The sequence below is a fragment of the Aminobacter sp. LjRoot7 genome, assembly GCF_964252895.1.
GTDB lineage: Bacteria > Pseudomonadota > Alphaproteobacteria > Rhizobiales > Rhizobiaceae > Aminobacter > Aminobacter aminovorans_B.
In genome coordinates, this window is record NZ_CAXUPX020000019.1 from 1 (window position 1) to 12,105 (window position 12,105).

The 12,105-nt window shown below is 65.4% G+C and carries 14 protein-coding genes; 11 read left to right on the forward strand and 3 right to left on the reverse strand.

Going from position 1 to position 12,105, the window contains the following annotated elements; genetic code table 11:
- Positions 1–413 (forward strand): hypothetical protein (locus ACSQ3E_RS29475; protein ID WP_436125359.1); only part of this gene is annotated, 413 nt, incomplete at its 5' end.
- Between the two features lie 9 nt (positions 414–422).
- Here ACSQ3E_RS29475 and ACSQ3E_RS29480 read toward each other — a convergent pair.
- On the reverse strand, positions 423–1,073 hold the full coding sequence (locus tag ACSQ3E_RS29480) for a hypothetical protein (protein WP_436125360.1): 651 nt from the start codon (positions 1,071–1,073) through the stop codon (positions 423–425).
- 76 nt (positions 1,074–1,149) lie between these two features.
- On the opposite strand from ACSQ3E_RS29480, the gene ACSQ3E_RS29485 reads away from it, so the two are divergent.
- Both ACSQ3E_RS29485 and ACSQ3E_RS29490 read left to right on the forward strand, forming a co-directional pair.
- Positions 1,150–1,848: a type 1 glutamine amidotransferase gene (locus ACSQ3E_RS29485; RefSeq protein ID WP_436125361.1), complete on the forward strand. Its 699-nt coding sequence runs from the start codon at positions 1,150–1,152 to the stop codon at positions 1,846–1,848.
- Between the two features lie 285 nt (positions 1,849–2,133).
- The gene (locus ACSQ3E_RS29490) at positions 2,134–2,274 is read left to right on the forward strand and encodes a hypothetical protein (RefSeq protein ID WP_165915765.1); all 141 of its coding nucleotides are present in this window, start codon (positions 2,134–2,136) and stop codon (positions 2,272–2,274) included.
- Here the strand turns inward: ACSQ3E_RS29490 and ACSQ3E_RS29495 are convergent.
- Positions 2,255–2,974: a metallophosphoesterase family protein gene (locus ACSQ3E_RS29495; RefSeq protein WP_436125411.1), complete on the reverse strand. Its 720-nt coding sequence runs from the start codon at positions 2,972–2,974 to the stop codon at positions 2,255–2,257. The genes ACSQ3E_RS29490 and ACSQ3E_RS29495 overlap by 20 nt on opposite strands.
- 38 nt (positions 2,975–3,012) lie before the next feature.
- Entirely contained in the window at positions 3,013–3,807 is a 795-nt protein-coding gene (locus ACSQ3E_RS29500; RefSeq protein WP_310327710.1) for an FCD domain-containing protein, read from the reverse strand.
- 196 nt (positions 3,808–4,003) lie between these two features.
- Here ACSQ3E_RS29500 and ACSQ3E_RS29505 point away from each other — a divergent pair, with 196 nt between their 5' ends.
- The 8 genes from ACSQ3E_RS29505 to ACSQ3E_RS29540 all read left to right on the forward strand — a co-directional run bounded on the left by ACSQ3E_RS29505 (position 4,004) and on the right by ACSQ3E_RS29540 (position 12,082).
- Positions 4,004–5,326, forward strand: coding sequence for a DUF3422 family protein (locus tag ACSQ3E_RS29505; protein WP_310327708.1), 1,323 nt, complete (start codon positions 4,004–4,006; stop codon positions 5,324–5,326).
- A 291-nt stretch (positions 5,327–5,617) separates the two neighbouring features.
- Entirely contained in the window at positions 5,618–7,114 is a 1,497-nt protein-coding gene (locus tag ACSQ3E_RS29510; protein WP_436125362.1) for an FAD-linked oxidase C-terminal domain-containing protein, read from the forward strand.
- Entirely contained in the window at positions 7,114–7,698 is a 585-nt protein-coding gene (locus tag ACSQ3E_RS29515; protein WP_436125363.1) for an ASCH domain-containing protein, read from the forward strand. Before ACSQ3E_RS29510 ends, ACSQ3E_RS29515 begins: the two co-directional genes overlap by 1 nt.
- Before the next feature lie 76 nt (positions 7,699–7,774).
- Positions 7,775–9,028 (forward strand): glycolate oxidase subunit GlcE, encoded by a 1,254-nt coding sequence (gene glcE, locus ACSQ3E_RS29520; RefSeq protein WP_436125364.1) that lies wholly within the window; start codon positions 7,775–7,777, stop codon positions 9,026–9,028.
- Complete coding sequence (locus tag ACSQ3E_RS29525; RefSeq protein ID WP_436125365.1) at positions 9,025–9,402, forward strand: DUF4870 family protein; 378 nt, start codon at positions 9,025–9,027, stop codon at positions 9,400–9,402. The genes glcE and ACSQ3E_RS29525 overlap by 4 nt, the downstream gene beginning before the upstream one ends.
- Before the next feature lie 26 nt (positions 9,403–9,428).
- A complete protein-coding gene (gene glcF, locus ACSQ3E_RS29530; protein ID WP_436125366.1) occupies positions 9,429–10,754 on the forward strand; it encodes a glycolate oxidase subunit GlcF in 1,326 nt (441 codons plus the stop codon).
- A gap of 128 nt (positions 10,755–10,882) precedes the next feature.
- Entirely contained in the window at positions 10,883–11,188 is a 306-nt protein-coding gene (locus tag ACSQ3E_RS29535) for a putative quinol monooxygenase (protein WP_436125367.1), read from the forward strand.
- Between the two features lie 93 nt (positions 11,189–11,281).
- Positions 11,282–12,082 carry a L,D-transpeptidase gene (locus tag ACSQ3E_RS29540; RefSeq protein ID WP_310327688.1) on the forward strand — a complete coding sequence of 267 codons (801 nt, stop codon included), beginning with the start codon at positions 11,282–11,284 and terminating at the stop codon, positions 12,080–12,082.
- Positions 12,083–12,105: the final 23 nt, after the last annotated feature.

A 12,105-nucleotide genomic window follows, 5' to 3' on the forward strand; every position in this document is an offset into this window, starting at 1 on the left:
ACACGGGATTGATTAACGTCTCGGGGCCGCTGATTTTTCATGACCGGAACCTGTTTGGAAACACCTACCTGATCCGTAGCTGGATCGATCCGAAAGGGCGCTCCATAGACGACGACTTCCAGATTCTTGTCGTCGGTCGATACCCGAAGCGGGTTTATCTCAAGCAGGCCTATGCCGATGGCGAAAAGGTAAGCACGACGGCAATCGATCGCGAGCGCGTCAGTTGCGCCGACTTCTGCATCATAAGGGAAGTGGTCGGCCTCAACCTCACGGAGGAGGAGATGGCGCGTCGCGCCGAAACCGGCATGTCGTTCAAGGTGTTGGGGCGGCGTGCGTCGCTGACGATGACGGTTCCGCCCGGCTATTTCTCCGCAATCCTCGATGCGCATCGAAAGGCGCGTGGTGCGGCCTGACGCAGCGGCCTATGCTCGCTCGGCACTCGGGTGCCATTCCGGCGCATAGCCCTGGCGCAGCACCGCGAGGGTCGTCGCCGGCGTGACGATGCACATGTCGGTGTCGGCGATCTCGTCGAAGCCGAGTGCCGCATCGTAGCCACCAAAGCTCCAGCGCAGCGCCTTGCCGCCACGCACCGCATAGTCGGAAGCGCCATCCGAAAACATCGCGCCGTCGGGCAGCAGCTGCAGTCCGTGCCGGTCCAGTTCGACGGGCTGGCCACCCGAAGCCAGCCGTTCCCGGTGTAGCCGGGCGTCCATCTCGCCGACCTTTGGGTCGTCCGTGCCGAAGGCGTTGGAATAGGCAGCCGCAAAGGCCTTGGCGCGCTGGCGCCGGCAATAGAAGCAGGGCCGGTGCCCGGCGGCCAGCGCTGTCACCTCGTCGAGAAAGAACAGTTCGGTCCAGCCGGTCTTGCCGCCGGGACGGTTGCGTCCCATCGGCACCCGACGCACGCCCTTGAACTCGAGCGCGCAGGTGATCCATGCCTTGGTCGCCCAGCGCCGGTTGAGCAAGGTCCTGGTATCGGCGTCGTGGATGATGCCGCGATTGCCGGTGAACATGCCGCGCTCAGGCGCGGCGTGGATTTCGCCGAAAGGGTCGACCCGGTTCTGCAGTGGCATAGCCGATCCTTCTTGGCTGCGTGGCAGGCCGCATGATAGGGCTCGCCGCAACTTTGTCACCGCCGGAAAGGCCGAGATGCGCGTCCTCGTTGTCCAGAATTATGCAGGCACTGGCCTCGGCCAGGTAGGCGAGGCCCTGGCCGAAGTCGAGGCCACGATCGACCAGTGCAACGCCCATCTCGGCGATGCCTTGCCTGCCAATGCCGACGGCCATGACGCGATGATCATGCTTGGCGGCGGCCAGAATGCCCGCGACGATGCGCATTCGCCTTATTTTCCCGAGCTGCTTGAGCTGGCGCGTGACTTTGTCGAAAGGGACAAGGCGGTGCTCGGCATCTGCCTCGGCGGCCAGTTGCTGGCGCGCGCCTTTGGTGGCCACAACCGCATCGGTGGCTCGACCGAATTCGGCTGGCACGGTATCACCTTGACCGACGAAGCCCAGGACGATCTCGTCTTCAGCGAGCTGCCGCAGCGCTTCCCGATCTTCCAGTGGCACGACGACACCTTCACTCTGCCCGAGGATGCGGTGCGGCTCGCCGGCAGTTCGGTCACCGGCAACCAGGCATTCCGCGTCGGCCGCGCCGGTTATGGCATCCAGTTCCATTTCGAGGCCGACCGGCCGCTGGTACGCCAGTGGAACGAGGCCTTTGCCGAGACGATCGCCAGGCCACATCCCGATTGGCCCGAGCGCCACGAGGTCGAAGCCGCCCGCGACGGCCCCGAGGCCGATGCGGTTGGCCTGGCACTGGCCCGCGCCTGGGTAGCTGCCATCTGACCACGGCAGCCGCCGTTCAGTGACATTTTTGGCACGTCGAACAAAATCCGCTGTGCATAGTCATCTGCCGGCTGGATTGTGCCCAGAAGCCTTTCTAAAGACAGCCCGGCGCCAGCTGGCGATGGTATCGCGAATGAACCATCTCCAAGTGCGGTGCGACACAAGCCCGATACAGAACCACCCTAGAAGCACGGCCGTGATGCCGCGCGACTGCGGTGGAACATAAACTTTTCGGAAACTTATTCGTAACTCCGTTCGTGCAGGATACAGGAAGCTCAACCTGAGATGACTCCCTTGAAAGCAGCGCTTCTGTCCTTCGCCATGCTGTCGGCAATCGTGCTCGGCGGTTTCGGGATTTATGCCGCGGATGCCGCGGCCGACCATCACGCGGTCGACGGCTACGGCGTCACCGCAGCCGCCCGCTAAATCCAGGTATTCTTACCGACATCAGCCGTTTTTCCGCGCCGTCGACGGCGAGCGCGGTCAACACGCCTGAGTGGAAGACGCCGGTGTCAACATTGACACGGTTGGCCAGCACCTCGGGCTCCGCCTGCGGTGTGTGGCCGTGCACGACGACCTTCGGATGCAACCCGGGATAACGCAGGAATTCGTTGCGGATCCAGATGAGATCCTCCGGATCCTGCCGTTCAAGCGCAATGCCTGGGCGAATACCTGCATGGCAGAAGAAGAAATCGCCGAACGACGCCGACCGGGGCAGGGCGCGCAGGAAGCTCAGATGGCTGTGCGGCACGGCAGCCGCCAGTTCGCGATGGCTGCGTCTCAGGCTGTCGGCGTCGCCCATCTTCAGATCGACACCGTAGGATAGTGCCGTCTCGCGCCCGCCATGCCGCGCAAACAGGCCGTCGGGGTTGGGCTCGGCGAGAAAATCGAGCAAGCCGACGTCGTGATTGCCAGCGAGCACGATGTTGCGCGGATCGCGCGCCGCGGCATTCATCAGGAACGCGATCACGCCCGAACTGTCGGGGCCCCTGTCGACGAGGTCGCCGAGATGGACGATGCGCCAGTCCGCCGGCGTGTCGCGCGCGATCTCTTCGGCAATGCGCCTATGCATGTCGCGAAGCAGGTCGAGATGGCCGTGAATGTCACCGATGGCATAGACACGCATGCCGTCCGGGCCGCGGGCGTCGAGATAATGCACTCCGGTCACGGCTTCCGGCCCGCCTCGGTGCTGTCGGTGCGCTGTCTCAGCCTCAGGCGCGAGATGCGCTGCCAGTCGCCGCTGCGCTCCGCCTCGGCCATGGCGCGCTCGAGATAGGTGATGTGATCCATCGCTGCCTTGCGCGCTGCGGCTGGGTCCCCCGCCACGACCGCGCGGTGGATCGCCTTGTGCTGCTCGAGCAGCACGTCGCGCGTGCCGCTGACGGTGAACACCACCAGCCGGTTGGTGAACACGCCGTCCGACAGCAGCCTGTAGCAAGAGCGCAAGGTGTGCAGCAGGATGATGTTATGGGCGCATTCGCCGACAGCATGGTGGAACTCGACGTCGATCGCGCCTTCTTCCGCCGGATCGGCGCGAGCATGCGCCGCCTCCATCCGCGCCACGATGCCGTCGAGCAGGGCGAGGTCCTCCGCCGTCGCCCGTTGCGCCGCATATTCGGCCGCCAGGCCCTCGATCTCGCGGCGGTATTCGAGATAGTCGGCCGCCGCCTTGCGGTGGTTGACGATCAGTTCCATCACAGGCTTGGAAAACACCTCGCCGATGACGTCGGCGACATAGGTTCCGCCGCCATGACGCGTCACCATCAGGCCGCGCGCTTCGAGCGTCTTCAGCGCATCGCGCAGGATCGGCCTGGAGACGTCAAACTGCTTGGCCATCTCGCGCTCGCCCGGCAGCCTGTCGCCGGCGCGCAGCACGCCTTCGAGGATCAGGCTCTCGATCTGCTGCACCACCTCGTCGGCCGTGCGCGAATGCTCGATCCTGGAAAAAATGTCGCTCAATGCTGCTGTCCGGAAGCTTTGTCCTGTCCGCAAGGATAGGAGGGCGCCCCCCGACTGGTCAAATTATTTATCCAGTCCGGCAGTTCCCGACTTGGTGCCCCATGAGGCACAGTATCAGCTAGCCCTGAAGTTGGCGTTTGCCACTGGCAGTAAACTTACCTAGAGGCAGGAAGGTCTGGCATCGAAGGAGCCTGAAGTGACAGCCGAGCCGTCTTCACTGGAGTTCCTGCCGCGTTCGACCGGCAGCGTCCTGGGCTTTCCGGCCCATGAGGGGCGTCCCGGTGCGCTTGGCGAAGTCCATTCGCGGCCGCATCCGCTTGTCGAAAGCCCGCGCGTTCTGGTCCAGCTCTCCTTCATGACCGAGGGCGGTTCCGCCGTCGACCATGCCGTCCTGTCCGAACTGTCCCGGCGCCTCGGCATCGCCGCACCCGATCGCCAGGCCCGCCATCACGCCATGAAGTGGGGGCAGGGCACGCTGCGCTGGGAGCGCCACACCGAGTTTTCGACCTATCTGTGGGAAGGTCCGCTCGACGAGAGCGACCGCTCGCATGAGGAATCGCCCTTCGGCAATGGTTTCAGCCCGCCCGGCACGGTCATCTCGGGCATCCGGCTGGAAATCCGCAAGTGGACGCCGGCCAACGAAAAGCTGATCGCCACCTTCGATCCGACCAGCCTGTGCTATTCGCTTGTCGAGGGCGGTACGGCCGGCATCGTCACCGATTTCCGCCAGGATGGCGACGGCATGACCCGCATCCTGATCCTCGACCGTGGCCTGACGCCGGCACGAACTGGTGCGCTGTCTCAGCGCCTCATCGACATCGAGACCTATCGCACGCTGGCCATGCTCGGCCTGCCGATGGCGCTGTCGCTGTCCGGCCGCGTCCGCCGCATCGAGGACCGGCTCGCTCAGGCGACGCGAGAGATGAAGGCGACGGAAACGCGCGACAGCCAGGCGCTGCTCGCCGACCTCACCGAGCTCGCCGCCGAACTGGAAGCCGACGCCGCGTCCAGCCTCTACCGCTTCGGCGCCAGCAAGGCTTATGACGGCATCGTCCGCGAGCGTCTCGAAGCGCTCGAGGAGGAGGTTGTCACCGGCTACGACACCTGGGCCGGCTTCCTCAAGCGCCGCGTCGCACCCGCCATGCGCACCTGCCGCTCGGTTGAGGAGCGTCAGGCCAACCTGTCGCGCAAACTCACCCGCGCCACCACGCTGCTGCGCACCTGGGTCGACGTCGAGGTCGAAAAGCAGAACCGCGACCTGCTGGCCTCGATGAACAACCGCGCCCGCCTGCAACTGCGCCTGCAGCAGACGGTCGAGGGCCTGTCGGTCGCCGCCGTCTCCTATTATGTCGTCGGCCTCGTCGGCTACATTGCCAAGGGCGCCTCGGCCATCGACCATGCTTTCGCGCCCGAGATCGTCACCGCCGCCGCAGTGCCGCTCGCCGTCCTGCTCGTCTGGTGGGGCGTCCGCCGCGTCCGCCGCGCCCACAGCGAATCCAAGCTGCACGCAGGCGAGTAGGCGCACCCGGCGGCGATCCCTTCTCCCCCTATGGGGTAAGGAGTGGTGGCCGAAGGCCAGGAAAAGCCAATGATCTGGCTTTTCCAACGACGAACGTCCGGAGCCATAGCGGAGGGCTGGGCCAGGGCGATTACCTCCTTCTCCCGGAAGGGGAGAAGGCAAGGCGCCAGCGGCAGATTGACGCTGCGAGCGCCGCGCGTGTTTCCGTCCCGGCTAACGACTTTCTTCCGATTTGCATGCTTTGGCACCAACTGGTAAAAGCTTTTTACCAGTTGTCGACCGAGGTGCCTGATGTCCGGCATATTGATGCCAAAGCCCGATGCGGCGACCCTTGCCCGCCGTGCCGAGATCGTCGCCGACATGCGCATCATCGTGCCGGGCGAGGGCGTGGTCGACACCATCAACGAGATGCGCGCCTTCGAAAGCGACGGCCTGACGGCCTATCGCCAGTTGCCGCTGGTCGTGGTGCTGCCCGAAACGGTCGCCCAGGTGTCGCGCCTTTTGAAATACTGCAACGAGCGCAATATCCGCGTCGTGCCGCGCGGCTCGGGCACCTCGCTGTCCGGCGGCGCGCTGCCGCTGGAGGACGCTGTGCTTGTGGTGATGAGCCGCTTCAACCGCATTCTCGAGATCGACTATCCCAACCGCACCGTCACCGCCCAGCCCGGCGTCACCAACCTCGGCATCACCACCGAGGTGGAACTGGATGGCTTCTATTATGCGCCTGACCCTTCCTCGCAGATTGCCTGCTCGATCGGCGGCAATGTCGCCGAGAATTCGGGCGGCGTGCACTGCCTGAAATATGGCCTGACCGCCAACAACGTGCTCGGCATCGAGATGGTGCTGATGAATGGCGAGGTCGTGCGCCTGGGTGGCAAGCATCTCGATGCCGAAGGCTACGACCTGCTCGGCGTCATGACCGGCTCGGAAGGGCTGCTCGGCGTCGTCACCGAGGTCACCGTCCGCATCCTCAAGAAGCCGGAGACGGCGCGTGCGCTGCTGATCGGCTTCCCCTCCAGCGAAGAGGGCGGCCAGTGCGTTGCCGACATCATCGGCGCCGGCATCATCCCCGGCGGCATGGAGATGATGGACGGCCCGGCGATCCGCGCCGCCGAGGATTTTGTCCATGCCGGCTATCCGCTCGAATCCGAGGCGTTGCTGATCGTCGAGCTCGACGGACCCGCCGTCGAAGTCGACCACCTGATCGGCCTCGTCGAGGCGATCGCCAACCGCAACGGCGCCACCACCTGCCGCATCTCGCAATCTGAGCAGGAGCGGCTGACCTTCTGGGCCGGGCGCAAGGCGGCATTCCCGGCCGTCGGCCGTATTTCGCCCGACTACTACTGCATGGACGGCACCATCCCGCGCAAGGAGCTGCCGCGCGTGCTGGCGGGCATGCGCGAGCTGTCGGAGCAGTATGGTCTTGGCGTTGCCAACGTCTTCCACGCCGGCGACGGCAATCTGCATCCGCTGATCCTGTATGATGCCAACAAGCCGGGCGAGCTCGAAAAGGCCGAGGCCTTCGGCGCCGACATCCTGCGGCTCTGCGTCAAGGTCGGCGGCGTGCTGACCGGCGAACACGGCGTCGGCGTCGAAAAGCGCGACCTGATGCCGGAGATGTTCAACGACATCGACCTCGACCAGCAGATGCGGGTCAAATGCGCCTTCGACCCCAACCACCTGCTCAATCCCGGCAAAGTATTCCCGCAATTGCGCCGCTGCGCCGAGCTTGGCCGCATGCATGTCCACCGCGGGCAGGTGGCCTTCCCCGACATTCCGAGGTTCTGATGCTGTTGAAGCAGACGACCCTCGAAGGCATCAGGCGCGGCGACATCAGACTCGCCTTCCGCCGCTGGCAGCGGCCGACGGTCAAGGCGGGCACCGGCCTGCGCACGGCGATCGGCGTCGTCCGCATCGGCGCGGTCGATCCCATCGATGAAGCGACCATCTCCGACGACGACGCCCGCGCCGCCGGCTACGCCGACCGCGCTTCGCTGATCGACGACCTGCGCACGGACGGTGACCGAACCCTATACCGCATCGCCTTCGACGGCATCGAGGCCGACAACAGGCTGGCGCTGCGCGAGGCAGCCGATCTCAGCGACGCTGACTGGCACGCACTCGCCGCCCGCTTCTCCAAGTGGGACAGCACGGCTCCCGGCTACTTCCTCTCGATCCTCCGCCTCATCGGCCAGCACCCGGAAGTCGCCGCTGCAACGCTTGCCGAACGCCTCGGCGTCGAAAAGCTGAAATTCAAGCAGGACGTGCGCAAGCTCAAGGAACTCGGCCTCACCGAAAGCCTCAACATCGGCTACCGCCTGTCCCCGCGCGGCGCAGCAACGCTCGAAAAGCTGCGGGAGCACAGGTTGTGATTGCGGTGAGCGCTTTTCCAGCATTGCTTTCTTTCCCACGCTTTGCGGGGGCGAGGAACCCAAGGTTTGCCAGGCCATGACCACCTTCACCCCCACCATCTCTGCCGACGTCCTAGCCGCCGTCCAGTGGGCGGTCGCCGAGGAGGCGCCGCTTGAAATCGTTGGCCACGGCTCCAAGCGCGCCATCGGCCGGCCGCAGCAGGCCGAGCACACGCTCGACCTGTCGAAGCTGACAGGCGTCACGCTCTACGAGCCGGCCGAACTGGTCCTGTCGGCCAAAGCGGGCACGCCGCTGGCGGAGATCGAGAAGCTGCTTGCCGACAATGGCCAGCGCTTCGATTTCGAGCCCATGGATTACGGCCCGCTGCTGGGACAGGCGCCCGGGCGGGGCACCATCGGCGGCGTGCTGGCAGCCAATCTGGCGGGGCCGCGCCGGCTCAAGGCAGGCGCCGCCCGCGACCACATCCTCGGCATCCATGCTGTGTCGGGGCGGGGAGAGGCCTTCAAGTCGGGCGGGCGCGTGGTCAAGAACGTAACCGGCTACGACCTGTCCAAGGCCATGGCCGGTTCCTGGGGCACGCTTGCGGTGGCGACCGACGTCACCTTCAAGGTGCTGCCGGCGGCCGAGACCGAGACCACGCTGATTATCCGCGGCCTGCTCGACGACAACGCCACGGCGGCCATGTCGATCGCCATGGGCTCCAGTGCCGAGGTCTCGTCCGCAGCGCATCTGCCCGAACGCATGGCCGCGCGGGTGCTTGATGGCAAGTTCGGCGGCGACCCGGCGACCTTGCTGCGCGTAGAGGGTTTCGGCCCCTCAGTGGCCTACCGCCTTGGCCAGTTGAAACAGATGCTCGGCAATGCCGGCCCCCTCGAGGAGGTCGCCGAGGACGCGTCGCGAGCGCTCTGGCGCGACGTGCGCGATGTCAGGCCCTTTGCCGACGGCAGCGACAAGCCGGTCTGGCGCATTTCGATGCCGCCGGCCAACGCCCACCACATGGTGCTGGCGCTGCGCATGCAGGCGGCGTGCGACGCCTTCTACGACTGGCAGGGTGGCCTCGTCTGGCTGCGCATGGAAGGCGAGCCGGAAGCGGATCTGCTGCGCGGCCTGATCCGGCAGTTCGGCGGCGGCCATGCCACGCTGGTCCGCGCCGCGCCCGCCTGGCGCGCCTCGGTGCCAGTCTTCGAGCCGCAGCCGGCGGCGCTGGCCGCCCTTTCGGCGCGCCTCAAGGCTGAGTTCGACCCCAAGGCAATCCTCAATCCGGGCCGGATGGTGCATTCGTCCGATTCTGCTACCTCTATGGGTGCAACAGAGGGAGCCACACAATGAGCGATCCGCAACCGAGTTTCACCCCGCGCCAGACTGACCGCTGGCTCGATCCGGGCCAGACCAACGTCCAGGTCATCTACATCCTTTACCTCGCCGGCCTGGTCATCGGCATCAGCGGCATCGTCGGCATTATCCTGGCCTACATGAACCGTGGTAAGGCAGGCGGCTTCTTCGAGACCCACTACACCTGGCTGATCCGCACCTTCTGGATCGGCCTGCTCTATGCGCTGGTGTCCTTCGTGCTGATGATGGTCTTCATCGGCTTCATCCTGATGTTCGCCGTCGCCGTCTGGTTCATCGTCCGCTGCATCATGGGCCTGCAGGCGCTGGGACGCGGTGAGCCGATCAAGAACCCCGAGAGCTGGCTGATCTAGCCACCTGACAAGAGTGTCATAACGCCGTGCAGACCAATTTCACCTCAGCCCAGCTTGCCGATCCGCATGTCCAGGAATCGGAGAAGATCCTGCGCAAATGCGTGCATTGCGGCTTCTGCACCGCGACCTGCCCGACCTATGTGACGCTCGGCAACGAGCTGGATTCGCCGCGCGGGCGCATCTACCTGATCAAGGACATGCTGGAGAACGGCCGTCCGGCGGATAAGGAGATCGTCACCCATATCGACCGTTGCCTGTCCTGCCTCGCCTGCATGACCACATGCCCGTCGGGCGTGAACTACATGCACCTTGTCGACCACGCCCGTGCCCATATCGAGAAGACCTACAGGCGTCCGTTGGCCAACCGGCTGACGCGCGCGCTGCTGGCATTCGTGCTGCCGCACCGCGGCCGCTTCCGCGCTGCTCTCAAGCTGGCGAAGCTCGGCCGGCCCTTTGCCGGTGCCTTCGACAAGGTGGCAGTGCTCAAGCCTCTGGCCGCCATGCTCCGGCTCGCGCCCGCCTCGGTGCCGGCGACGTCGGCGCTGGAAAAGCCGGGCGTGCACGCGCCGAAGGTGGCCGTGCTTGGCCGTGTTGCCATCCTTACTGGCTGCGCTCAGCCAGTGCTCGAGCCCGGCATCAATGAGGCGACGGTGTCGCTGCTCAACCGGCTCGGCATCGAGGTCGTCGTGCCCAAGGGCGAGGGTTGCTGCGGCGCGCTCGTCCACCACATGGGGCGCGAGGAAGCAGCACTCGTCTCGGCCAGGCAAAATGTCGATGCCTGGACCCGCGAGATCGAGAAGGGCGGGCTCGATGCCATTGTCATCACCGCGTCCGGCTGCGGCACCACCATCAAGGACTACGGCTTCATGCTCCGCCTCGACCCGGCATACGCCGACAAGGCGGCGCGGGTTTCGGCCTTGGCCAAGGACATCACCGAATATCTCGCCACGCTCGACCTGCCCGAGCCCCAGCACAAGCCCGGCCTGACCGTCGCCTATCATTCGGCGTGCTCGATGCAGCATGGCCAGAAGATCACGCGCCAGCCCAAGGACCTGCTCGCCCGCGCCGGTTTCATCGTCAAGGAACCGCGCGAAGGCCATCTCTGCTGCGGTTCGGCCGGTACCTACAACATCATGCAGCCGGAGATCTCGGCAAAGCTGCGCGAGCGCAAGGTCAAGAACATCGAGGCCACCGGCGCGGCGCTCGTCGCCACCGGTAACATCGGCTGCATCACCCAGATCGCCTCCGCCGCGAACATGCCAGTGGTCCACACGGTCAAGCTGCTCGACTGGGCCTATGGCGGCGAAAAACCCGCCGGGTTACCCGACGAGCGGCTGCTGGCAGCCGAGTGAGCGCTGCCAGGCCTGTCACGTAGTAAATCGAAGCTATTACCTCTGAGGTCATTGAAGCTGCGCGCGGCTCTGGCATTTTCCTCGCCATGCGGACGGCACCTTGCCGAACAATTCAGAGGAAACTTCAAATGAGCGTCACCTACATCATCGGCTTCAACGTCCGCCCCGAACAGCGCAGCCGCTACCTCAATCTGATCAATGGCGTGCTCGACGCGATGCGCGATGAGCCGATGTTCGTCAGCGCGACGCTGCACGGCGACCCGGCCGACGAGAACCGGTTCCTGCTGCACGAAACCTGGGCCGACCATCAGGATGTGCTCGATGTGCAGCTCAAGCGGCCCTACCGCGAAGAATGGCACGCCGCATTGGACGAACTGCTGGCGGCGCCACGCGACATCTCGCAGCCGATGCGCAGCGACTACAACCAGAGTTGACCAGACCAGGCGTCGCCCGGGATTGAACTGGGCGGGTGGAACATGCGAATGCTCCGTGCGTTGCAGCAGATCGAAATTGCATTGGAAGCTTCTATGTCGACATTCACCCGCCGCCGCTTGCTGGCCATGGCCGCAACCGGTGCTGCCTCGGCCGTCCTGTCGGCCTGTTCGACCACTGGCAGCCAGCGGCCGGCGCCGGTGCAGGCTTTCCCTTCCGCCCCGCCGCCGCCGACAATGCGCAACGACCCGTCATTCGCCGACCCGCAGATGATGTACGCGCCGGTCAACGACAACGGCTATGACATCCCTGGCGTGCCGTTCAAGAAGATCGATCCGCGCTACTACCGCCAGGTCGTGACCGATCCGACCGGCGAGGCGCCGGGAACGGTGGTCATCGATACGGCCGGACATTTCCTCTATGTCGTCGCCGACAATGGCGAGGCGATCCGCTATGGCGTCGGCCTCGGCCGTGCCGGCTTCGAATGGGCCGGCCGCGGCGTCATCGAATGGAAGCAGACCTGGCCGCGCTGGTTCCCGCCAAACGAGATGATCGACCGCCAGCCCGAGCTGGAAAAGTACCGTGCCCGCCAGATTCCCGGCAAGAACGAGTGGGAGGGTGGCATGCAGCCCGGCGTGCAGAACCCGCTCGGCGCGCGTGCGCTCTACATCTTCCAGGATGGCAAGGACACGCTCTACCGCCTGCACGGCTCGCCCGAATGGGCATCGATCGGCAAGTCGGTGTCGTCGGGCTGCGTCCGCCTGATCAACCAGGACGTCATCGACCTCTACGGCCGCGTGCCTGACGGCACGCCGATCGTTGTCACCAACGGGCTACAGATGGTCGCCAATCCGATAGTGCAGCAGCCAATCCAGCAGGACACCTGGCGACTTTAGCACCGACAGGGCAGGGGGCGCCG